Annotated in this window: 18 protein-coding genes and 1 rRNA gene; 16 read left to right on the top strand and 3 right to left on the bottom strand. The window is 55.4% G+C overall.

Annotated features, from left to right (window positions below; all coding sequences use genetic code 11):
- From rrf to BUA44_RS12185, 9 genes are all read left to right on the top strand, one after another.
- Positions 1-93: ribosomal RNA gene (gene rrf / locus BUA44_RS12225) — 5S ribosomal RNA — on the top strand; the annotation flags it as partial.
- A gap of 119 nt (positions 94-212) precedes the next feature.
- The gene (locus BUA44_RS12220) at positions 213-875 is read left to right on the top strand and encodes a hypothetical protein (protein WP_143151987.1); all 663 of its coding nucleotides are present in this window, start codon (positions 213-215) and stop codon (positions 873-875) included.
- Between the two features lie 110 nt (positions 876-985).
- Positions 986-2,839, top strand: a complete 1,854-nt coding sequence (locus BUA44_RS12215; RefSeq protein WP_072812455.1) for a polysaccharide deacetylase family protein — start codon at positions 986-988, stop codon at positions 2,837-2,839.
- Between the two features lie 3 nt (positions 2,840-2,842).
- The gene (locus BUA44_RS12210) at positions 2,843-3,532 is read left to right on the top strand and encodes an STAS domain-containing protein (protein ID WP_072812453.1); all 690 of its coding nucleotides are present in this window, start codon (positions 2,843-2,845) and stop codon (positions 3,530-3,532) included.
- Positions 3,522-4,208, top strand: a complete 687-nt coding sequence (locus BUA44_RS12205; protein ID WP_143151986.1) for a transglycosylase SLT domain-containing protein — start codon at positions 3,522-3,524, stop codon at positions 4,206-4,208. Before BUA44_RS12210 ends, BUA44_RS12205 begins: the two co-directional genes overlap by 11 nt.
- Positions 4,209-4,276: 68 nt before the next feature.
- Complete coding sequence (locus BUA44_RS12200) at positions 4,277-5,641, top strand: TolC family protein (RefSeq protein ID WP_072812448.1); 1,365 nt, start codon at positions 4,277-4,279, stop codon at positions 5,639-5,641.
- Positions 5,642-5,650: 9 nt separating this feature from the next.
- Positions 5,651-6,229: an MlaC/ttg2D family ABC transporter substrate-binding protein gene (locus BUA44_RS12195; RefSeq protein ID WP_072812445.1), complete on the top strand. Its 579-nt coding sequence runs from the start codon at positions 5,651-5,653 to the stop codon at positions 6,227-6,229.
- On the top strand, positions 6,229-7,257 hold the full coding sequence (locus BUA44_RS12190; RefSeq protein ID WP_072812443.1) for a hypothetical protein: 1,029 nt from the start codon (positions 6,229-6,231) through the stop codon (positions 7,255-7,257). The genes BUA44_RS12195 and BUA44_RS12190 overlap by 1 nt, the downstream gene beginning before the upstream one ends.
- On the top strand, positions 7,257-7,970 hold the full coding sequence (locus tag BUA44_RS12185) for a pseudouridine synthase (RefSeq protein ID WP_255370555.1): 714 nt from the start codon (positions 7,257-7,259) through the stop codon (positions 7,968-7,970). Before BUA44_RS12190 ends, BUA44_RS12185 begins: the two co-directional genes overlap by 1 nt.
- A 60-nt stretch (positions 7,971-8,030) precedes the next feature.
- On the opposite strand, the gene BUA44_RS12180 is transcribed toward BUA44_RS12185, so the two are convergent.
- Positions 8,031-8,387: an HU family DNA-binding protein gene (locus BUA44_RS12180; protein ID WP_176495176.1), complete on the bottom strand. Its 357-nt coding sequence runs from the start codon at positions 8,385-8,387 to the stop codon at positions 8,031-8,033.
- A 127-nt stretch (positions 8,388-8,514) separates the two neighbouring features.
- On the opposite strand from BUA44_RS12180, the gene BUA44_RS12175 reads away from it, so the two are divergent.
- The 5 genes from BUA44_RS12175 (at position 8,515) to BUA44_RS12155 (ending at position 15,058) form a co-directional block, all read left to right on the top strand.
- Positions 8,515-9,735, top strand: coding sequence for a tRNA dihydrouridine synthase (locus BUA44_RS12175; protein ID WP_072812438.1), 1,221 nt, complete (start codon positions 8,515-8,517; stop codon positions 9,733-9,735).
- Positions 9,736-9,823: 88 nt separating this feature from the next.
- The gene (locus BUA44_RS12170) at positions 9,824-10,651 is read left to right on the top strand and encodes a TIGR02147 family protein (protein ID WP_072812435.1); all 828 of its coding nucleotides are present in this window, start codon (positions 9,824-9,826) and stop codon (positions 10,649-10,651) included.
- Positions 10,652-10,668: 17 nt separating this feature from the next.
- Positions 10,669-11,634: a hypothetical protein gene (locus BUA44_RS12165; protein WP_072812432.1), complete on the top strand. Its 966-nt coding sequence runs from the start codon at positions 10,669-10,671 to the stop codon at positions 11,632-11,634.
- Between the two features lie 112 nt (positions 11,635-11,746).
- Positions 11,747-14,716, top strand: coding sequence for a discoidin domain-containing protein (locus BUA44_RS12160; RefSeq protein WP_072812430.1), 2,970 nt, complete (start codon positions 11,747-11,749; stop codon positions 14,714-14,716).
- A gap of 3 nt (positions 14,717-14,719) precedes the next feature.
- The gene (locus BUA44_RS12155; protein ID WP_072812427.1) at positions 14,720-15,058 is read left to right on the top strand and encodes a DUF1232 domain-containing protein; all 339 of its coding nucleotides are present in this window, start codon (positions 14,720-14,722) and stop codon (positions 15,056-15,058) included.
- An 86-nt stretch (positions 15,059-15,144) separates the two neighbouring features.
- Here BUA44_RS12155 and BUA44_RS12150 read toward each other — a convergent pair whose 3' ends face one another.
- Positions 15,145-16,434 (bottom strand): citrate synthase, encoded by a 1,290-nt coding sequence (locus tag BUA44_RS12150; RefSeq protein ID WP_072812425.1) that lies wholly within the window; start codon positions 16,432-16,434, stop codon positions 15,145-15,147.
- A 33-nt stretch (positions 16,435-16,467) separates the two neighbouring features.
- Positions 16,468-17,760 carry an aminotransferase class I/II-fold pyridoxal phosphate-dependent enzyme gene (locus tag BUA44_RS12145; protein WP_072812423.1) on the bottom strand — a complete coding sequence of 431 codons (1,293 nt, stop codon included), beginning with the start codon at positions 17,758-17,760 and terminating at the stop codon, positions 16,468-16,470.
- 177 nt (positions 17,761-17,937) lie between these two features.
- Between BUA44_RS12145 and BUA44_RS12135 the strand changes: the two genes are divergently transcribed.
- Together BUA44_RS12135 and BUA44_RS12130 are read left to right on the top strand one after the other, a co-directional pair.
- On the top strand, positions 17,938-19,665 hold the full coding sequence (locus tag BUA44_RS12135) for a fibrobacter succinogenes major paralogous domain-containing protein (RefSeq protein WP_178348797.1): 1,728 nt from the start codon (positions 17,938-17,940) through the stop codon (positions 19,663-19,665).
- A gap of 280 nt (positions 19,666-19,945) precedes the next feature.
- Positions 19,946-20,968, top strand: coding sequence for a branched-chain amino acid aminotransferase (locus BUA44_RS12130; protein WP_143151990.1), 1,023 nt, complete (start codon positions 19,946-19,948; stop codon positions 20,966-20,968).
- Positions 20,969-20,977: the final 9 nt, after the last annotated feature.

Raw genomic sequence — 20,977 nt, 5'->3', positions numbered from 1 at the left:
TCATACCCGTTCCCATTCCGAACACGGAAGTCAAGCCTCCCTTCGCCGATGGTACCTGGCCCCCGGGCCCGGGAGAGTAGGGCGCCGCTGGATTCACGCCCCCCATGAGGTAAACCTCGTGGGGGGCTTTTTTTATACCCGCGAACCGCCCGAGAAACATCGCGGGACCCGCGGTTTCCAATGCCCATCATCATCTAATTATTATTTTATTAGTGATGTTGCTTGCTCCTGCAAAAATTCGGTGTGCCGTTCTCCTTGCGCTTGTATGTAGTGCATGCTGTTTTGCTGCGTTTGATCCTTCTCCAGTTCTTTCTGATACAGTCTTCGTAGAGAATTCTACTGCGGTGGAGTATGGCATTTCTGGCTGTGATGAATGTGCGCAGTCTTGCATCGTGGTTGCTCGCGGTTGTCGCGAGGAATATTTTGCGGTAAATGAAAAGGTTGACCCCAGCGAGTCAAACGAATCGCTGCTTGCAAGAGTGTATGGAGCGGAGCCCTTGCAGGATAGTTCAAAGGTCTACGGCCAATGGGCATCGGACTGCAAACAAGAAGAATCCAGAAGACATACTGGCACGTGGCTATATAGTTTCTTGGTTGGTGGACTTTCTACTGCAGCGGGTATTGGACTGCTTTACGTTGATTACGACAATTCCGCTACAAAGATTTTGGGAAGGGGCACCGGTGTGCTTTTCCTGGTAACAGGGATTGCATTCCTGTCTGTGGACATTATTGCTCCAATCTATTGGTTGTTCAAGTCTCCTGATGAACGGGTCCAGAAATACGAGGAACGCGAAAAGGCCTGGAAACTCCGCCTTGCACCGGCGATAAACTTGCAACAACCCGGCGGCGGCCTGCTATTGCAGCTCGGTTTTTAATCGCAATTGTCATCTCCGACACCCTCAATAAACATCCCGAGACCCACAGTTGCTAATAACCAATGACCAACAACCAATAACCAGCAACTAAAATTTCTATTCTTCACTACATGAAGCCGACAATTTCCTTTGTCCTGCAACTTTCACCGTCCACTGCCTACGAGAACCTCGAGGCGGTTGCCCGCAACGTGCTTGACGGGCTTGACGTGTTGCTGAATTCGGGGCTCGTCAAGTGCTCCGTGTTCATGGACGGCCCGACTCTCAAGATGCTTCGCAAGGTGGCGAAGCCGCTTGCATTCGGCAAGATAAGGAACGGCATTCGCGAGGGAATACTGGAATTTCTCGGTGGCGGGTTCTATGACCCGATGCTACCGCTGTTCCCGGAAGAAACGCAGTCCCAGCAGTTGGACCAGCATCGCGATATCCTCAAGAAGTATTTTGACATAGAGCCGCAGGGCTACTTCAATTCCTCGTTCGTGTGGGAAATGGGCATGACTGCCGTGCTCGAGAGGTCGGGATTCGACTACGCGCTTGTGAGCGAGGCCGCCATCCAGGCTACGGTCGGGCGTTCCACGCCTGTATCGGGCTGGTTTACGGTCGAAGACCGCGGAACGCTTATGCGCGTTGTACCTGTGGCAGATAGCCTGACGGAAGCCATCGAGAAGGACGACCTGAGGTGGAGGGTGATTGCGGAATCGTACTGCCATGGCGGAAAGTCCGCGGTGGTGGTGCTCGACCTGCCTGCGCAGGCAAGCGAGATTGTGGCGTTCTTCGAGCGTCTTGTTGACTTTGTAGAGACAAATGACGTGCAGACCTGGCCCGTGGGTTACCTGGTGAACCAGCTCCCGCCGGAAGGTTCGCTCAGTTACCTGATGTCGGCAGGCCGTAAGCTAGGGCTGCCTTCCTCCGCGATGACATGCCGCGAGACTCTTGTGCGCAGGCCGGAGATTAACTTGTTCCAGAAATCCCTCCTGAACCTGTACCGTCGCGGGCGCGACAAGCTTGCGGGCAAGGACTTCACGGAATTCTGTGACGCGCTGTTGCCGGCGATGTCCCCGATGTTCTTCCGCGACCTCGCGAACGAAGAGGGCATGCGTAGCCTGAAGGTGCGCGAGTGGGGGTTCCGCTACCTGGTGTCTGCGTCCAGCACGCTCGATTCGCTGATGAAATTCAACGGGCTCCGCATAGAGGTTTGCGACTACCTGCTGCAGGGTCGCAAGCAGATATGGGTCGAAAACCCGGACATGTCGCTGTTGCTTGATTACCATGCGGGCGGTGTGCTGCGTTCCCTGTACCACAAGGATTCCGCGGTGAACCTGCTGAACGCTTGGCGCGACGATGCGGAACCGACCTTCGGCTTTTTGGACTGCCTCTTGCCGAATGCGGACATGACCGCGCAACAGATAGAGCAGGCGCTCTCGATGCGTGAATACCTTTTGCGCGACCCGTACGAGTACCGTATTAAACGCCTTGATTCCGGAGCGGAGATTGAACTCCTGGAAGAGCAGGGTTTTGCCGTGGGGGCAAAACGCGGCGTGTTCCATGTGGACAAGAAGTTCACGCTGAACCCGTCTACCTCTGAGATTGTCGCAAATTACCAGCTGGGCAATTCCACCTACATGGATTCCCGTTGCTTCTTCGGTTCCATATTCGAATTCGGCCTGATGGGCGAGACCGGCGGGCGCATCGTGGTGGATGGTTTCGATATGAAGTGGGACGGCAAGAACCCGTTAGTTTATCCGGAAGCCAACAAGCTGGAAATACACGATTATGGCACGAAGTGTACCGTCACGATGTCCTTTGTAAAGCCTGCTGCGGTATTTATCGGGGCAATTTTCGGTGCTTCTTCTTCGGCTGCGCCCGAGTTGTTCCAGGGCGTGAGGGTGTACCCGTTCTGGCGTACGGCGCTTTCCGTTGCCGACGAGATGAACTTCAAAATTACTGTTTCGGTATCGAAGGGGTAACACGTGCGCGCGGACTTGATTGACATACAGGTCGAGGACCACGGCGACGATGTGGAGATTACGCTCTCCGGTTCGCTCGGGTCGTACCAGCTTGCCGCCGTGCGCGAGAAGATAGAAATGCTTGCCGATGGCCCCGGTTGCTTTATCTTTGTGAACCTGGAGCACGCGCATTTCAAGGTGGGCGACTACCTTGACTTGTTCCTGGAACTTTTGAACAAGCTGCAGGCGAAGGATTCCAAGCTGATTCTCATTTTCAAGAACGAGGAACAGGAAGCATATTTCGCGAAGTACAGGAATATCTTCGAGATATACGAGAGCCGCGAGGCCTACAAGGATTCCGGACTTTCTAAGCAGTTGCTGCAGATTGGCGTGCATTACGGCTCCAAGACGGGCATACGCCTGAGCCCGAGCGTGGCTATCGCGCTTTCGCTATTGATTGTCGGCTGGGCAATTACTTTGTTCTTGATAATCGCTGCGCAGGGGCGCGACATTGCCGATAAGCAGGCCCAGATTGTAGCGTTGCAGAGCCAGAAAGACCGCTACGTGCACGAAATCGAGCGCTTGGAAACTTCCATTGGTCCGCTCCGTAAGCTGGGCGTTATTGAAGACACCACGATGCTTACGTCGTTCGGTGTAATTCAGGACTGGGTGTCGTATCTCGAATTCCTGGAGAATTCCCGCCGTGAAAAGTAGCGTGCGGATTCCCGGCCCGCTCGTGATCGCGCTGTTCGCGGTCGCCTTCCTGACGATACTCGTGTTTGCCGACATCTGGCTTGTGAGGCAGCGCCACATGGCGGACCTGGGCAAGCAGGAAATGAGCCTGCGGAGCGACTTGCAGAGGCTCGATACCTGGGGCCGCTGGACCATGGAGTACGTGAAGATAGACAAGGCGCTTGCCTACCTTTCGAAAGGCCGCCTTACCGAGGATACCCGCCGGGAACTTACGGAACAGATTTGGCAGATTTCGCATTCCTATACGACCGACCCGCTCATGATTTTGGCGGTGGTGGCGCAGGAGAGCCACGGGAATCCGAATGCCCGCGGTCGCTTGCAGTCGGGGGCCTTTTCCGGTGCGTTGGGGCTCATGCAGATTAAGCTCGAGACGGCGCAGAAGATGGCGGCCCGCTTCGGGATGCGCATTGAATCTACGGAAGACCTGCTGAAGCCCGAGGTGAACGTGACCGTGGGTACAGCCTACCTGATCCGCCTCATAGGCAAGTACGGCAACTGGAAGGAGGCGCTTATCGCCTACAACATCGGGCATTCCGCCGTCGACAGGATGCTAGAACAGGGCCAGCCGCTGCCTACGGGCTATTATGAGAAGGTGCTCGCGAAGTACAGGAACCTCGCGAACAAGTCGTTCCTTTAATCCGATATTTTTTTAGTTTCGTCGGGTGGGGGCAGAAAGTGCGCCTGCATTTTAGTAAATTTAGGTTGATGAATTTTAGGCTTCTTTTCCCACTCGTTTTTGCGGGGCTCGCCCTGGCCGGAGAAATCCGGTACGACTGCCTGCATTTTGTGGAAGAGGGGCTTGCGAAGGACCCGCGCCTTGTGGAGGCCAAGTTCGCGACCGAGGCGAAGAAAAACAGCCTCAATGCGCTTACCTCGGAGGTAATCCTCCCGACACTCAACATCGCGATGATGGTGGGCCCCGCCCCTGGCTTGAAGGAATCCGTGGATAACTGGGGCGATACGGTGGACGTTTACGACTTTACCAAGATGGGCCCGTTCTGGGGTATCGAGGGCAAGTTTATCCAGCCGCTCAACTTTGGGCAGTACCGTACGGGCAAGAAGGCCTTGGAGGCCGACTTGAAGCAGAAAACGTACGCCATCGAGCAGGAAATCCACAAGAAGGATGTGGAACTGCAGTCGTATTACTACAACTACCTGCTGGCACGTGAAATGCAGAAACTGGCAAGCGATGCACAGAAGCGGGTGGACGAGGCCTACGAGAAACTCGAGGAGGCGCTCGACGACGATGACCCGAACGTTTCGCAGATGGACCTTTTGAACCTGAAGGCTAAACTCCATACGGTGAAGGAAGGCGTCACCGAGGCGAACCTGGGCATGAAGCGGGTGCAGCTTGCCATAAGGTTCTCGCTCGGGCTTGGCGAAGATGACGTGTTTACCGCCGAGGATACCTGCCTCACGGAGCGTCCTGAACGCTTGCCGAGCCTGGAAGAGGTAGAACAGTTTACCATGCGCTACCACCCGGAACTCAAGCAACTTGCCGCAGGGCTCGATGCCCGCAAGCTCCAGATGGACCTTGCCGAGGCAAAACTTGCGCCCGAGTTCTTTATCATGGGCGAAATCGAGTACGTGAAGAGCTGGGCCGGCAACCGCAAGGTGATGGTGAAGGACGCCTTTGCAGAAGATGCCGTGAATAAACTTTCGGGCCTTATCGGGGTGGGGCTCCGCTACCGCCTGAACTTCTGGAAGAACTGGTCGGATTTCCGTGCCGCGCGTACGGAATACCGCGGGCTGCAACTCAAGGAGAACTATGCTGCCTCGGGCCTCGTGGCGCAGGCGGTGGAACAGTATTACCAGGTGGAAGCCGCCAAGGAGAAGATGGACGCGCTCAGGGAGAGCCTGCGTGCATCCGAAGCCATACTGAAGGGCGCTGCAATGCAGTACGACCTGGACAAGTCCAAGACGGGCGACCTGGTGAGTGCATACACGCAGAACGTGACGATGCAGAAGGACTATTACTTTGCCGTGTGCAAGTATAATGTGGAATTCGCGGAACTGATTTCCCGCATGGGCATGTCGCTCAGGGAATTCCGCGGGGAATTTAACAAATAGGAGTAGTGTATGATTAGGAAGATGTTAGCCCTGCTTACGGTGTTTGCCGTAATGGCGTTTGCCGCCGAAGACCCTGTCGCTGCGGTGAAGAAGAAGGATGCTGAACTGCAGACCCTGCTCAAGAAGTCGAGCCGCAACGCGAAGGAGATTGAACGCGTGAAGTCGCTGCTGAACGACTCGTTCGATTTTGCGCTCCTGGCGAAGAAGTCGCTTGCGAAGGGCGACTGGGACAAGCAGGATGCCGCCTCGCAGGAAAAGTTTGTTGCGGAGTTCCAGCGCATGGTCCGCAATTCCAGCGCGAAGAGGCTTGAACTCTACCGCGCCGATTCCACCATCTACGAGCCCGCGAAGATGAAGGGTACGGACGAAGCCCGCGTGGTGGCTCACCTTTGGAACAAGGGCAAGGAATCTGTGCTCGAGTACAAGATGAGCCTCGTGAACGGCAACTGGAAGGCGTGGGACCTGGTGATCGACGACCTTTCGACCGCACGCAACTACAAGGAACAGTTCGGCCAGATCCTCAAGACCAAGAGTTTCGCCGAACTCATCGACATTATCAGCAAGAAGGCTGACGAAGCCGAAAAGTAATGGGCGGTGTTCTTCTTGGCTTGCTGATTTTCGCCTGCGCTGTTGCGCTGGTTGTGCTGTTTTTCCCGATTCGGTTCCGGATAGACTTCGGTGCGGACGAGAATGGCGGCGGTGCGAAATTCTTCATATACAAGAAGAACTTCTACACATGGGAAAAGTTCCGCAAGGGGAAGGGCCACGATTCAGACGAGTCGCTGGACGATGATGAATTTGCGGGCAAATCTTCAGGTGGATCGCGCGACAAATCTTCAGATGAATCGCACGACGAAGACAGCGCTGTGCCGGAGTTTGTCGCGACGGCACCCGCGAAGCCTGTGGAGAAGATGGCTGCTGAACCGGTGAAGGCTGATGTTGGGAAAGAAAAGCCTGCGGAATCTGCTGCGCCCGCTGGTGACAAGACGTCCGCTGGTAATGAGACGCCCGCGAAGCTTGATGCCGGTGATAAATCGCCCGCGGAACTCGCGAAAGTTGAAACGGCGAAGCCTGCGAAGGTTGATGCGGAAGTTAAACAGCCCGCGAAGGTCGAGACGCCTGCTGAACCCGAGAAGCCCGCAGAAGAAAAGAAGAAGCCCGAGAAGCGTGACCTTACGGATTTTGAGTTCTGGACTCTCGTGCTCACTCCGGACCTGGACGAGCGCGGTTTCCGTTACTTGAAGCGCCTGCTGATTGATCTTGTCCGCCTGTTCAACATGAAGTTCGAGAACTGCTTTGTGGAAGGTATCCGTGCCGACTACAAGACCATGGGCTATGGTGCGGCACTCAACGGCATTATCAAGGGGTTCCCGTTCCTTAAGGACTGGGACTTGCGCATGGACTGGTGCAACGAGAAAGACCTGCGCTTGCAAGGGAATATCCTTGCCCGCACGAACCTTTGCCGCGTATTGTTTTACCTGCTTGAGTTGGCGTTGCTTGCGGGTATCGTGTTCCTGATTTTCTGGCGCCGTCGTGCCCGCGTGCTCAAGACCGGTGAACTGCCCGAACTCGGGTTTGTCCGCCAGAAAGTCCGTGCCTTTTTCGTGGAGGATTGATGCCTGCGTTGACCCTGGACCGTTTACTTTCGAGCATCGGCTTTGGCAGCCGCAAGGAAGCGCGTGCTCTTGTGCGCATGGGGCTTGTCGAACTGGATGGCAACGTGCTGGAAGACCCGTTCATGGAACTCAAGGAACGCCCCGAAAACATCACTGTGAATGGGGAAGAGGTCCCGACGGTGGAGAAGTTGTACGTGATGCTCCACAAGCCGGTGGATTTCGAGTGCAGCCATCACCCGCGCGACCACAGGTCCGTGTACGAACTTTTGCCCGACCGCTTTTCGGCGATGGGCATTCAGTCGGCGGGCCGCCTGGATGCCGATTCCTCGGGAATAATCCTGTTTTCGAACCAGGGCGACTTTATCCACAGGGTGGAAAGCCCCAAGAAGGGCTGCCTCAAGCGCTACCGCGTGACGCTGGCCCGCGAGTTTACGGACGCGCAGGAGAAGGAACTCCTCGCCGGCGTAATGCTCAAGGACGAGCGCAGGCCCGTCTGTGCCCGCGAGATCGTGCGCGAGGAGGGCTCGGTGGTGATTACCATAGGCGAGGGGCTCTACCATCAGGTGCGCCGCATGTTCGCTGCGGTAGGGAACCACGTGGAAACGCTGGAACGCATTTCCATCGGTCCGCTTGTGCTGGATGAGAGTCTTGGAGAGGGGGGGCTGGCGGTTCCTGACAGACGAAGAGGTTGCCTCGCTGATGTAAAAAAATAAAACCGGCGCTTGGCGTCGGTTTTTGCATATCCGGGTGGGCTCTGCGGAACCCGGCTCGGGTTAAATCTCGGATTGGACAGTATCTTCTTCGGGCTCTTCGACGGTTTCGCCGACAACGCCTTCGAGGCTGTTTATCTTGTTCTTGATGTCGTTGCTGAACTTGAAGGTGGGGACCATGCGTTCTTCGATCTGGACGGTCTCGCCGGTGCGCGGGTTGCGTGCGGGGCGGGCCTTGCGCGGCTTGCAAGCGAACGTGCCGAATCCGCGGATTTCGATGGTGTTACCTTCGATGAGCTTTTCTCCGAGGAGGTCGAGGAACTGCTCAATGACAGTCTTGATGTCGTTACGCACAAATCCGGTGGACTTGGCGATATCTTGAATCAGGGATTGTTTTGTTATGTTGGACACGACTAGAATCTTGGTTGATAGATTAGTTGATGCCTTAAATATAAGTTTAACAAAGAGTTAGCGGAAGGCCTAACCGAAAATTAAATATTTTTTTGGGGCTCTCGTTGCGGACAATGTGTGGATAATTGTTGTTAATATGTTGAAAAATGTTGAAAGTTTGAAAAACGCCGAAAAGCCGCCACGGACAACGTTCCGTCTGCGGGGGCTGGAGGTGTTCCCGAACACGATTCTATCCCCGATGGACGGGGTAACGGACGCGCCCTTCCGCAGGCTCTGCCGCGTGCTTTCGGGTGACCGCATGGGGCTCCTGGTGTCGGAGTTCGTGCCCACGGACGGCGATGCGGTGTTCAACCTGGAAGGCCACAAGCAGCTCCGTTTTTTCCCGGAGGAGAGGCCCTTCGGGGTGCAGATTTTCGGGCGTTTCCCCGACAAGATGGCGGATGCCGCACGGAAGATTGCGGTGGCGCTCAAACCCGACTACATCGAGGTGAATGCGGGGTGTCCGGCGCCGAAGGTGGCGGGCAAGGGCAGCGGCTCGGGCCTGTTGCGTGACCTGCCCCGCCTGCAGGAGATATTGCACGACGTGCGTGCCGCGCTGGACGGCTGCGGGGTGGATATGCCCCTCACGCTCAAGTGCCGTATCGGCTGGGATAGCGAGAGCATCAACGTGCTGGAAACTCTCCGGATTGCTGAAGGCGAGGGCGTTGAAATGCTTACGGTGCACGGCCGCACCCGCCTGCAGGGCTATAACGGCCTCGCCGACTGGGACTGGATAGGGAAGGTCGCCGCTGCCGCGAAGATTCCCGTTATCGGGAATGGCGACGTGAACAGCGTGGAAGTCGCCCGCGAGCGAATTGAAAATTATGGCGTGTCCGGCGTGGCCATCGGGCGCGGCGCCATGCACAACCCCTGGATTTTCGGGCAGATTGCGGATGCTTGGGAAGGCAAGCCGAAGCGCGTGATAACCGCGGGCGAGGCGCTTGACGTGTTCAAGCTTTACTACGGATTCAAGATTGAGGACGGCAGTACCGACAAGGGTGCCGAGGGCAGGCTCAAACAGCTTGCCGCAAGGCTTTGCAAGGGGTTCTGCTTAAATGAAGATGGGGCTGCCTCGTCGGAATGTCATCCTGGAGCCGAAGGCGATAGGATCCAGGTGCTGAACGGCGCGGAGGATGTCGCGATGCAGTTGCGCCAGGCGCTCCTTTCGAGCAGTTGCGCCGCCGAACTTCTGGACCGTGCGCAGTCCCTCAAGGAAGGCGTTGCGAAGGACTTGGTGTTCGACCCCGGCCGCCTCGTGAACCTGAACGGCGCCAAGGAAACTGAACTCAAGTTCGGTGACCAGTTCAAGGGCCGTTAGTCCATAATCACAAAATGTACTCAAAAAAAATCTCAAATTTTTGCGAAAACGTCTTGACATTGAGTCAAAATTTGAGTACATTTAGGACATGGATAAAATTATTGACATATTTCAGTTCACAAATTTCCGCAAGTACCTGGACGAGTACCAGGCGGCCCGCGTGTTGACAGACCCTGATTTTACAAGGGCTGGGGCATGTGTGCTGCTGGGGCTCCCCAAGACTCGCAGCTACTATAACGACATCGTCAAGGGTAAAAAACTTTCCAGTCGCATGATTCCCAAGTTTGTTGAAGTGCTTGGCCTGAACAAAAAAGAGGCAAGGTATTTTGAAACTCTGGTGAATCTGGACCAGGCGAAGACCGCGATGGAACGGAACGCTTTTTTCGAGGAACTGCTGAAACAGCATCCGGATTCCCACCGCATCCTGAACGAAGACGCCTACGAATATTACAACCACTGGTATAACAGCGTGCTGTTTACGGCGTTGGAAGTCGTGGATGTTTCGGACGACCTTGAACCCGTCCAGAAACTGATTTTCCCGAAGGTTTCCGTGGGTACCCTGAAACGTTCCCTGGAATTGCTGGAACGCCTTGGTTTTGTTCGGAAGAACGAAGACGGCTTTTGGAAAAGTTGCCGTGAGTCGGTAAGCAGCGGTGCCTATAACAACAGCGATTTGGTTCGCCAGTATCAGTTGCAGTGCTTCGAACTTTCCAAGCAGGCGTTACTTGCGAATAATGAGAATCCGTCGGATATGGGAACGTTTACTTTCAGCGTTTCCGATGACGCTTTCAAGGCGATAGCCAAGGAAATCCAGGGCCTGAAGGCCAGGGTGCGCAAGATTATTGCGCAGGACAGAAAAAAGGCGACTGGGGTCCACCAGTTGAACATTCATTTATTCACAAATTTGAAAAAGTAAGTTAAGGAGGAATCAGTATGTTTATTAAGAGATTGACAAGGATGAGCCTTGCATTTGCGGTACTTGGCATTGGAATGCTTGCCGGCTGTGGTGGCGATAATGGCAGTACTGCTTCGACATCCAGTGAAACGAGTTCTGGGACTCCCATTGCGGACGTGGATACGTCGCTTGTTCGAAAGAAAGTTGTCGATGGCGACCCCTGCAGTGATCTCTTGGATGAAGCTCATGTATTGGCCAAGAAAACATATGCAAGCGGTCTCGGTAGGAGTATGTGCGGAGCGTATGTGGATATCTATATGTACATGAACGCGAGAGTCCGGGTGGTGGATGCTGCGGGTAATCCTGTGGTGGGAGCGGATGTCTATGAAGGCAGGTGTGCCTATGGTGATGAAGGTTGCCATTATACTACGGACAGGGATGGCTATATCTATCTGGATAGCGTAAACTACTTGACCTATTTGGAAAAATATGAAGGAGCCTTGGAGGAATTGGGATCGAATAAGGCCTATGAATCTCGCTATGAGGAATTGCAGTTGCGTGTAATTTCTGCGGATTCTAGCCTTGGCGCCAATGTGTTCTCCTATTTTGCCCGCGCCCGTGTCGTGATGATAGATGAGGAACCCGTGGCCGAATTGCAGAAGATTGTCGTGGAGCCGGTGTATTCGGCAAAACTGTACCTGGATTCTATCTATTTGCCTGAAGAAGATGAATGGTACCACGATAGGCTCGATGAAACCATCGCGGAAGCTGGTTTTGGAATTTGCGTACAAGTGGAAGATGGAATCTTGTCGCGTCACTATGAAAGGGATGGCCTCCCTTATGATTTCTATCCCTGCCAGATGGTGACTGAAGAGGACAAGAAGAACGGGTTTGTCTATGTATATGGATTGCCCGAGGGAAATTATGAATTCGCAATTGGATCGCCGAATTCGCAATTTGGTATGGGGAGTTTTTCCTTTGAGGTTTCTCGCCCGGCAGAATAACGGGACGGAATACATTTGATACACTAATTCGTTTTCGATTATAGAGACTGCGGTGCATGACTGCGGTCTTTATTTATATATTCAAGGAGAATAGTTTACACCGTAGGTAGTTATGAATAAGAATCTCCGCCGCATTTCGAAAACGGCTGCTGCCATCCTTGGCCTTTGTGCGGGCGCTTCTTTTGCCGCTCAGAACGTGGTGATTGTCGATGACCTGCATCCGGGCGTCGTTATCGACAAGCAGAACATGATGGCGGCGGACCTTGCGATTTGGAACCCGCCCAGCCGTTACTACGATATGACCAGTGCGCTCGTGGATGGCGGCTACACGCTGTTCCGCTTCCCGAACGGGAGCCTTTCGAACGATTATCACTGGAACGGAATCGGCAGCTACGATAGCACCGGGCTTTGGACCGCGGATACTACGAAGTGGGCGCGCGGATTTTTGGGCGAGACGATTTACCGCGGTACGACGAAGGACAACTACGGCTTTGTTCGCAGGAGTCACCTTGCCGACGGCAAGAAGGAAACGATGTGGTGGGGCGAAATCCTCGACCCGGTGGACCCGCCGTGGATAGTGGTGGAATTTCCGGAGAAGATGAATCTTGACTCGCTGCAGATTGACTGGGGTGAATTGCGCCCGAAGGCGTTCGAGTTCGCGTACTGGACCGAGGACTATGCCGAATATCCGGGCGTGCACCAGGCGCTCGAAAACAAGCTGAAGACGGAATCCGTGGTGCGCGTGAACTCCGAGACGACCAAGTACAAGTTCAAGCAGATCCGCACCCGCTACGTAGCGATACGCTTCAAGACTCCCGACCTGCCGAGCAAGGGCGTGCAGATTCGCGAGATGAAGCTGTTCAGCGGCGAGAGTGACTTGCTCGAGGGCAACAACTACAAGTTCTACGCGATGTCTACGCGCAATGGCGACAAGGCCCGCACGGACTGGACCGACATCAAGTGGGATTTCGAAGCGTTTATGGAATACATCAAGACGCTCCCGAACGCGCAGGCCGTGATTTGCGTGAACGCGGGCACGGGAACTTCGAAGGAAGCCGCCGCCTGGGTGCGATATGCAAACAAAGTAAAAGGCTACAACATCAGGCAGTGGCAAATCGGTAACGAACTCGACGGCGAGTGGGAAGAATCGGGCCCGATTTCGGCAAGGCATTATGCGGCACGTTACCTGGAATACGCCCGCGCGATGAAGGCCGTGGATTCTACGATTATCTTGCATGGTCCGCTGTTCAGCACGCACAAGATGCTGCAGAAGGGCGCGGGCCTGCTCGATGGCAAGTACTGGATGGAAGAATTCCTGCGCATTGTGGGCGAGGCCGAAAAGAAGGATGGCAAGCGCTACCTCGACGTGGTGGACCTGCATAATTATCCGTACTGGACGCCCAACGAGCCGAAGCCCGCCGAAATGCTCAAGGCGATGCTTGACGTGGGCCCGAACATGGACACGCTCGACGTGTGGATGAAGCGCCACCTCGAAGGTGAACGCCGTGTGTTCCTCTCGGAATTCAGCACGTGCGTGCAGGGATTTAGTTTGCTTATGGATTACCCGCAGGCGACCGCGGTGGCGAGCATCTTTGCCCAGCACGCGATGCGTTTTGGTAACCGCCTGCAGGTGCTCCCGTGGGATGCGTTCGGCAACCTGTTCAAGGGCCCGGACGATACCTGGGGTACCATCAGCATGACGGCGCTGTTGAAGGAAGGTTCCTGGAACTACTGGAAGTCGCTGGAACCGACCGCGGAATATTACGGCATGTACATGACGTACAAGCAGTTCCTGGAAGACGGTTTTGCCGTGCTGCCCGTTTCGAGCACGAGCCCCGATGTGGAGGCGTATGCGATTGGCAAGGGCGATTCCGTGCGTGTGATGCTTGTGAACTTGTCCGAAGTCCCGCAGGTGGTGCAGGTGGACCGCGCAAGCGTCGGCGCGAACGGGAACGATGCCGGAGTGGGCAAGGGCGACCTGGTGCGTACCGAGGTGGACATCTTTGGCGCAGAGCAGTTCAAGTGGGTGGGGACCCGGCAGGATGCCTTCCCGTACCCGAAAATGGGCCCGAGCGGGCGCCGCATAAACCCGAGCAAGTCGAAGGACATCACGATTCCCGCGTTCGGGCTTGCCGTGGTGCGCATCAACCCGAAGGTTGTCGGGCTTGACAAGGCGACGAAGGAGGATGCGGCGACCCCGCAAATCATTTCCGCATCCCTCGAGAAGAAGGTGCTCCTTGCGGGCGATACGATAGACCTGTTCGTGACGGCGGTGCAGGAAAACGGCCAGCTTACGAACGGCTCTGTGAGCGTGGGTAACTGGGGCAAGCGCGGCATGATCGAGGTAGCCGCCGTTCCCGATGACGGCAAGTGGAATGCGTCCATCGAGAGCTTCCACGTGAAAATTCCGATTCCGCCCGAAATGTATTCCGCCCCGCGGGAACTCCGCGTTGTTGTACGGGGGCTCGGGGGCAAGGTGACTGCCCTCAACATCCCGTTCCGCGTGCGTGGCGCCTACCGTACGACGATGGCGATGCAGAGATTCGACAGCGGCCTCGATGCGGTTGACTGGTACCCAGTGGCAAACGGCGATAATGCGACAACTATCGGCGCGAAGGTGTTTAACGGCGCGCCCCCGCACGGAGGCTTTATCCGCCATGACTTCCAGATTGAGCAGCCGTCTGCACAGAGCTGGCCGAACTTCGCGGGCGCCTACTACGTGATACCCGAAGAAGTCCACAACTCCGTGGGCATCGTGTTCGACTACGCGACGAACCACAACAATCCCGACGGCTACTTCGAAGTGCAGATTGCTAGCAGCCAGGTGGAAGACTACGACGAATTCATGGTCCGCCTCAAGAACACCCGCGGTTCATGGGTGCGCGACACGCTCATCTGGGAGAACATGAAACAGGAAGGCTGGGGCAAGACTATCCCGCAGCTCGACCCGACCAAAATCAAGAACTTCGCCTTCCGCGCACGCCATAGCGGTATGGGCTACATCAGCCTTGACAACATCTACCTGCTTGGCGAAGACGGCGAGGAAATCCCGATGCCGCGCGGGCTGAGAAGACTGAGGTAAGGTATGGATAAAGAACCCGAAGTTTTCGATGTGAAGGATATGAACGGCGCTTCGCCCCTGCAAAAGGGGCTCGCTGTGTTTTTCGTCATTATGTCGCTTTTGTACACGGCATCGCCCATCGACTTGGCTCCCGATGCCATTCCTGTGGTGGGCTGGATTGACGACATCGGATTCCTCGTGACTGCGACCATGAATGCGGTTCAGCAGTTCACAAAGGACCAGAATAGCGCCATGGTGAAAATCTTAAAATACGCCAAATGGTTTATGGTCATCGCCGTCGTAATCGCCGCGCTGTTGCTCGGCGGTTTGATTGCAGCGATTGTGGCGTTGGTGGTGAAGTAAGAAATCTTATACAAAAAGCGAACGACAATAATTGTCGTCCGCTCATTTTGCTTTAAAGTGGTCTGCAGGGCTGGCGAGCCTATTGTTTATCGCTTGTCCCTGTCAATCCAAGGCCGTTCCGTGTAGCCGGTGTAAATCTGGCGCGGACGGTTGATCTTGGAATTCGGGTCGTCGTGCATTTCCTTCCAGTGGGCGATCCAGCCGGGGAGTCGCCCGATGGCGAACATCACGGTGAGCATGTTCGTCGGGATGCCCATGGCGCGGTAGAGGATGCCCGAGTAGAAGTCCACGTTCGGGTAGAGCTTGCGCGCGATGAAGTAGTCGTCCTTCAGGGCGGCTTCTTCGAGCTTGATGGCGATATCCAGGAGCGGGTCGTGCACGTGCTCGCGCTCGAACACCTGGTACATGAGTTTCTTGAGCACCTTGGCGCGCGGGTCGTAGCTCTTGTACACGCGGTGGCCGAATCCGGAAAGGCGGAACGGGTCCTTCTTGTCCTTGGCCTTGTCCATCACCTGTTCGATGGTCATGCCGCTCTGCTGGATGCGCAGGAGCGTTTCGAGCACGGCCTGGTTCGCACCGCCGTGGAGCGGGCCCCACAGGGCGCAGATGCCCGCACAGATACTCGCGTAGAGGTTCGCCTGCGAGCTGCCCACCATGCGCACGGTCGACGTGGAGCAGTTCTGCTCGTGGTCGGCATGCACAATCAGGAGCGTGTTGAGCGCGCGTTCCATGATCGGGTCCGGGTGGTAGGGGCGGGCCTTGCTGCTGAACATCATGTTGAGGAAGTTGCTGCAGTAGCTGCGTTCTGCTTCCGGATAAACGAACGGTTCGCCGATGCTTGCCTTGTAGGCGAAGGCGGCGATGGTGCGGATCTTGGAAATAAGGCCTGCGGTCGTGAGTTCGAAGGCGCTCGCGATGTTTTCGTCGTCGTAGAAGCGCGGGGTAAAGAGGCCCACGGCGTTCACGATGGAACTGAGGATGCCCATCGGGTGTGCACTCGGCGGCATTTCGCGGAAGAAGTGCAGCAGGTTCTCGTGCAGGAGCGCATTCTCGGTAAGGAGCGTGCGGAAGTGCCCGAGCTGTTCCTGCGTGGGGAGTTCTCCGTAAATCAGGAGCCACGCGGTCTCGGGGAAGGTCGCCTTCTCGGCAAGATCTTCGATGGAGTAGCCTCGGTAGCGGAGGATGCCCTTTTCGCCGTCAACAAACGTAATGGCGCTCTTGGTGCTGCCCGTGTTCAGGTAGCCGTAATCCAGCGTGACAAGCCCGGAATCCTTGCGCAGCGTGCTGATGTCGAGGCCGTGTTCGCCCTCGGAACCTTCCACCACGCTTAGTTCGTAGCTCTTGCCATTATAGTTCAGTGTAGCCTTTTCGGACATTTATCCTCCGGAGGGGCGGGTTTCAACCGCCAATTATTTCATCTTCAAAATGCAATTATAAATATTTTCGAACAGCTTGCCGAGTTTTTCGGTCGGGACGGCGCTGAAAGCGATGCGGATAAGGCCCGAAAGCATGATGGTGCCCGTGCTGTAGTCCTTGATGAGCTTCTGGCGGAGTTCCTCGGCATCCACGCCCTTCGGCTTGATGCACATAAAGTAACCGCTGTTGCACGGCATGGCCTCGAAGGCTTCCTTGTATTCCGGGTGGCTTGCGAGCACGTCCTTGATGATGTCGTAGCGCTTCTTGAGGGTAGCGTACTTCTCGGCCTTCTGGTCCACGTATTCGGGGCTCTGGTAGGCGGCGAGCAAGATCCTCTGGCTGATGCTCGGGGCGTTAGAGATGTTGCCGCGGACCGTACCGGCGGCCTTGTCTTCGAGGGCCTTGAGCTGTGCTTCGCTTGCGCCCTTGAAACCGAAGGTCATGAACCCGACGCGGAAGCCCCACACGTAGTCTTCCTTGGTGGGACCGTCGAGCTTGACGGCGAGCAGGTTCTCGTTGGCCTCGAGCAGCTTCACGAACAGGGATTCCTTGGTCACGCCTTCCTCGTAAACGAGTCCGAAGTAGGCGTCGTCAAGCAGGGCCACGACCTTGTTGCCCGCGGCGGCGCAGTCGGTGAGGATCTTCGCGATTTCGACCGCTTCCTTCTCGGTGGCGGTGTAGCCGGTCGGGTTGTTCGGGAAGTTCAGGAGAACGACCTTCTTCTGGCTCTTGCTTTCGGCGAGGGCGGCCTTGAGGGCTTCGGTATCGAACCCGCCGTCCTTGAAGGTGTTGAACGTCTTGATCTTCGCGCCGCAGCTGTTCACGAACACGAGCTCGTAGTTGTCCCAGTAGAGGTCAGGGATGATGACTTCGTCACCCGGGTCAAGGAAGAGGTAGCCCGCGCAGCTGATGGCGTGGGTCAAAGCACAGGTCACGACCGGGTTGCTGAACTGCTTGCCGGCGAGGCTCGGGTTCTTGCGGACAATCTGTTCCTTCCAGGCCTTGCGGAGGTCGGGGTTGCCGAAACTCGGGGCGTACAGGAACGCCTGCTTGGGGAGGTTCAGGCTCTTGAGCACGCAGTCAAGCACGAGCGGGCTCCCGTCGTCTTCGAGGGCGGTGCCGATGGTCGCGTTGATTTCGGAGCCCTTGGCTTCGGCGCCCTGGCCCAGAATGCCCTTGCGCGGGAAGAAGATTGCCTTGCCCCTTTCGGAGAGCATGGAGAGAACGTTGCAGCCGTTTGCGGAGAGTTCCGCGTTTGCTTGTTCGGCGAGAGGATTGTAGCTCATGACCTTGGTCCTGTTAAAAATTCCGCGCGCAAAGATAGTTTTTTTAGGGGGAGTTTTCAAGTTTTCTGTAGGCAAAAGGGGGAAGCCCCTAAGACCCTGCTGTACATTTTCTGTAATAAAAATGCAGAAATCATGGCTTTGAATGTATATTTTAGGTGCTTATTTGGAGGAGCGTTTATGGCTTTGATGCGTTTTCTGGTGATTGGTTTTGTGGTGGCGGTGCTGGTTGCATGCGGTGACGACGACAGCAGCGATTTTGCGACACGCCCGAGTGGGGATTCTTCGTCTGCTTGCGAGGACTGCGACGGTTCGAGCAGTTCGAAGGCGAAGTCCAGCAGTTCCAAGGACGTCACATCGAAGTCGAGCGATAGCGAGACAAGGGAGTCTAGTAGCAGTAAAAACGGCGATGCCGGAACTGAGTCCGGCATGACATCAAGCAGTGCAAAGTCTTCTTCTAGTGAAAAACAGGGCGATGGCGGCTCTTCGGCCGCCATGACGAGTAGTTCGGCGAAGTCTTCGTCGAGTAGCGGTGTCCCCGAGGGGTATGTAGCCCCTTCGACTGTAGTTACGGGAATTATGACTGACGAGCGTGATGGAAAGACTTACAAGACGGTTACCATCGGCACGCAGACGTGGATGGCGGAGAACCTGAACTACGAACAATTGCAGCCAACTGCGGAATTAGATTCCTCTAGTTTCTGCTATAATGATAGTGTGAGTTATTGCGAGAAATATGGTCGCCTGTATCTGTGGAGTGCGGCTATAGATAGTGCAGGCACGTGGAGCTCAGATGGAAAGGGGTGTGGTTATGGAGTGAGATGTTTTCCGGATACTCCGTTGCGTGGCGTATGTCCTGCGGGCTGGCGATTGCCTAGGAAATCAGATTGGAATAAACTTTTCGCTGCCGTTGGCGGGAAATCTACAGCGGATGAAAAACTCAGATCCAATAGTGGCTGGAAACTTAACGACAACGACTTAGACGCCTATTCCTTTGCTGCGTTGCCTGCCGGCTGGAGGCACCTCTATGGGAATTTCGTCAGCGAGGGCTACTATGCGTATTTCTGGTGCTCTAATGTGAACAATGCCCTCCAAGCGTGTTGTTTGAGTCTGGATAATGAATCTGCGGTCCTGTCCTACCACGATATGTCTGGTGGCAATTCTGTTCGTTGTATCAAAGATGAATTCTATAAGCAAAGTTCATCGTCAAGTGCTGCGCCAAGTAGCAGTGCCCCCGAGGGGTATGTGGATCCATCGACTGTAGTTAAGGGAACCATGACAGATGAGCGTGATGGCCAGACCTACAAAACGGTGACTATTGGTACGCAGACTTGGATGGCGGAAAACCTCAACTATGCTTACACAGATGTTCCTTATGAGTATCAGGGGTACACTTCCGATTCCGCTAGCTGGTGCTATCACGATAATCCGGACAGTTGTGCCAAATACGGTCGCCTTTACACTTGGGCTGTTGCGATGGATAGTATGGGGACATGGACTACAAACGGTATGGGTTGTGGTGAAGGCAATACTTGCACGCCGACTTATCCGGTGAGAGGCATATGCCCCGAGGGCTGGCACTTGCCTACGATGGCTGAGTTAGATACTTTGCGTATTTCAGCTGGTAGGCAATTTACAGCGGGCAAGTTGCTCAAGTCCGTTAGAGGCTGGACGAATAGGGGTAACGGAACGGACGCCTACGCTTTCTCGGCTTTGCCTGCTGGTTACCGGTTCTTCAGAGGAAATTACAGCGATGAAGGTAGCTATACGAATTTCTGGAGTTCTACTGAGAACGATAGCACCGAAGCATACTATTTGGATTTGCTCTACATCGGTGACGGTGCGAACATGGGTAGCTATGGCAAGTACTTCGGAAGCTCTGTCCGTTGCGTCCAGGACTCTGAATAAGGCCGGCCTTTGGACACTTGGCCTTTAGGCCTTAGTGTACATGGCCACCTTTAGGTGGGGCGTTGCGGGGTGCCCCCGCTCGAAGGGGTGATGGAAGACCCGGCGGAGCCGGGGCTGCAATCAGGGGGAGACTTCCCCCTTTGTAATAGGGTGCAATTTTTTTGCAAAATTTTTGAACAAGGGATGCCAAAATCCCTGCGATAATTGTATTTTTCTGTGCGGTACCGAACGATACCTTTAAAAATGCACAATTGCACAAAAAGGTGAATATATGCTTGATTTGAACACTGTCGATTGGAAGACGCTCCCCTTCGGTTATTACGATACCGATTACAATGTCCGCTGCTACTACCGCGATGGCAAGTGGGGCAAGGTTGAACTTTCTTCTTCCAAGGACATCAGCATCCACATGGCCGCTACCTGCTTGCATTACGGCCAGGAAGGTTTTGAAGGCCTCAAGGCTTACACGGGCAAGGACGGCAAGGTCCGTATCTTCCGCGTTGACGAGAATGCGAAGCGCATGCAGAACACCGCGAACCGCGTGCTCATGGCCGTTCCGCCGGTCGAACTGTTCCGCGAGATGGTCCACACAGTGGTGAAGGCCAACGCCCGCTTTATTCCGCCGTACGGTCACGGTGCAACGCTCTACATCCGCCCGCTCCTCATCGGTACGAGCCCGGAAGTCGGCGTGAAGCCCTCCGACGAATACCTGCTGTTGATGTTCGTGACTCCGGTGGGTCCGTACTTCAAGGACGGTTTCAAGCCGGTCGACATGATGATTAGCCGCAACTATGACCGCGCCGCTCCGCAGGGCACGGGTACGGTGAAGGTCGGCGGTAACTACGCTGCCAGCTTGCTCTCCCTCGCCGAGGCCAAGAAGCTTGGTTACTCCAGCACGATTTATCTGGACGCGAAGGAAAAGAAGTACATCGACGAATGCGGTCCGGCAAACTTCTTCGGTATCAAGGGCAAGACCTACGTGACCCCGAAGTCCGAATCCATTCTGCCGTCGATTACGAACAAGAGCTTGCAGCAGCTGGCTGAACACCTCGGTTACACCGTGGAACGCCGCCAGGTTCCGTTTGAAGAACTCGCTGAATTCTCCGAAACGGCTGAATGCGGTACCGCCGCCGTGATTACCCCGATCAAGAAGATTGTGGATCCGGTTGCCGGCAAGGAATTCACCTACGGTGACGGCAAGAATCCGGGCCCGGTCTGCACGGAACTCTTCACGAAGTACACTGCTATCCAGTTCGGCGAAGCTCCCGACCCGTTCGGCTGGACTGAAGTGGTCGACGTGTAATTGTCGCGA

Source organism: Fibrobacter sp. UWR3, from assembly GCF_900143055.1.
Classification (GTDB): domain Bacteria; phylum Fibrobacterota; class Fibrobacteria; order Fibrobacterales; family Fibrobacteraceae; genus Fibrobacter.
This window is presented reverse-complemented; position numbering and strand designations above follow the sequence as displayed.

Excerpts from the sequence above, each read along its gene's own strand:
- BUA44_RS12155 (WP_072812427.1), top strand. The coding sequence starts at position 14,720 with ATGGATAAAGAACCCGAAGTTTTCGATGTGAAGGATATGAACGGCGCT.
- BUA44_RS12215 (WP_072812455.1), top strand. The coding sequence starts at position 986 with ATGAAGCCGACAATTTCCTTTGTCCTGCAACTTTCACCGTCCACTGCC.
- BUA44_RS12170 (WP_072812435.1), top strand. The coding sequence starts at position 9,824 with ATGGATAAAATTATTGACATATTTCAGTTCACAAATTTCCGCAAGTAC.
- BUA44_RS12160 (WP_072812430.1), top strand. The coding sequence starts at position 11,747 with ATGAATAAGAATCTCCGCCGCATTTCGAAAACGGCTGCTGCCATCCTT.
- BUA44_RS12185 (WP_255370555.1), top strand. The coding sequence starts at position 7,257 with ATGCCTGCGTTGACCCTGGACCGTTTACTTTCGAGCATCGGCTTTGGC.
- BUA44_RS12175 (WP_072812438.1), top strand. The coding sequence starts at position 8,515 with ATGTTGAAAAATGTTGAAAGTTTGAAAAACGCCGAAAAGCCGCCACGG.
- BUA44_RS12150 (WP_072812425.1), bottom strand. The coding sequence starts at position 16,434 with ATGTCCGAAAAGGCTACACTGAACTATAATGGCAAGAGCTACGAACTA.
- BUA44_RS12190 (WP_072812443.1), top strand. The coding sequence starts at position 6,229 with ATGGGCGGTGTTCTTCTTGGCTTGCTGATTTTCGCCTGCGCTGTTGCG.
- BUA44_RS12135 (WP_178348797.1), top strand. The coding sequence starts at position 17,938 with ATGGCTTTGATGCGTTTTCTGGTGATTGGTTTTGTGGTGGCGGTGCTG.
- BUA44_RS12195 (WP_072812445.1), top strand. The coding sequence starts at position 5,651 with ATGATTAGGAAGATGTTAGCCCTGCTTACGGTGTTTGCCGTAATGGCG.
- BUA44_RS12200 (WP_072812448.1), top strand. The coding sequence starts at position 4,277 with ATGAATTTTAGGCTTCTTTTCCCACTCGTTTTTGCGGGGCTCGCCCTG.
- BUA44_RS12145 (WP_072812423.1), bottom strand. The coding sequence starts at position 17,760 with ATGAGCTACAATCCTCTCGCCGAACAAGCAAACGCGGAACTCTCCGCA.
- BUA44_RS12165 (WP_072812432.1), top strand. The coding sequence starts at position 10,669 with ATGTTTATTAAGAGATTGACAAGGATGAGCCTTGCATTTGCGGTACTT.